Source organism: Bacillus haynesii (assembly GCF_001969855.1).
GTDB classification, from domain to species: Bacteria; Bacillota; Bacilli; order Bacillales; family Bacillaceae; genus Bacillus; species Bacillus haynesii.
The window spans coordinates 1-1,145 of sequence record NZ_MRBL01000069.1 but is presented as its reverse complement, the minus strand read 5'-3'; the positions used below and the strand labels follow the sequence as shown (position 1 = coordinate 1,145).

General features: G+C 37.4%; 1 protein-coding gene. It reads right to left on the bottom strand.

Going from position 1 to position 1,145, the window contains the following annotated elements; genetic code table 11:
* The coding region (locus tag BTA31_RS22300; RefSeq protein ID WP_479688716.1) for a methyl-accepting chemotaxis protein at positions 1-1,102 on the bottom strand (1,102 nt) is incomplete at its 3' end.
* Between the last annotated feature and the right edge of the window lie 43 nt (positions 1,103-1,145).

The following is a 1,145-nucleotide window of genomic DNA, read 5'->3' as shown; positions in this document are numbered from 1 at the left end:
TGACTTCTTCAGCCACTACAGAAAATCCTTTTCCTGACTCTCCTGCTCTTGCAGCTTCAATCGCAGCATTCAATGAAAGCAAATTTGTCTGTTCCGCTATTCCGTTAATCACATTCAAAATTGCCGTAATATCCTTTGATTTTGCTTCAAGGCCTTTAATGACTTCTTCAGTCTGTTGGACTGATTTATCAATCGTATTCATCTGATTAACAGTTTTTTGAACAAGTACCTCACCTGCTTTGGCCATATCAGCTGACTTAACTGAAGAATCTGTGATCAATTCTGATACCTGCGTAACATCCTGCAATTTTTCACTTATCTGACTAAGCTTATCGGAACTCACCTCTAATTCCCTATTCTGGTTTTCTATTCCGTCAGAGAAATGTTCGATTGCTAGTGTAATGTTTTCTGTAGCCTTGCTTGTTTGATCTGCACTTGCGGCAAGCTCTTCAGAAGAAGAGGTGACGTTTTCCGCCGATTCTTGGACGGTATCGATTAACGAGCGAAGAGACTCCATCATCTCGTTAAATCTTATACTGAGTTGTCCAATTTCATCTTCAGATTTGACATCTATTTTTTGTGTAAGGTCCCCCTCGCTGATGCATTTTGCAGACGATACAAGTTTCTTTAAAGGTTTATTAATTGATCTGACAATTAAGTAAACAATAATGCCCCCTACGACGAGTGACCCAATTAATGTATAAATGGCTGTATTTAAAACTGGACTTGCAGCAGTTTTTATTTCATCTTGAAACATTGTTCCTCCGATTTTCCAACCTGTTTTTTTATTTGTTATAAAGGCCATCCTCTTCTCTTTATTCTCAAAAGTATATTTAAAATCTCCTTTTTCTTTTGAAAATAATTGTGTCCCCCAATCGTCTTTAATTACTGATCCAACCTTCACTGTTGGGTGAGCAATCATTTTCTTATTCGCACTTGCGATAAATGCAAATCCATGTTTCCCAATTTCTACATTTTTCGTTTTTGCAATAAAACTATCAACCTTCAAATCAACCGCCACCACTCCAGAACTGTCTTTGTTTTGTTTGGCTAACGTAATAACCATATTGCCAGTGGACGCTGATTTATAAGGCTCAGTAATAATTATCTCGTTTTTTTTCTCAACAGCCTGCTTATACCAGTCT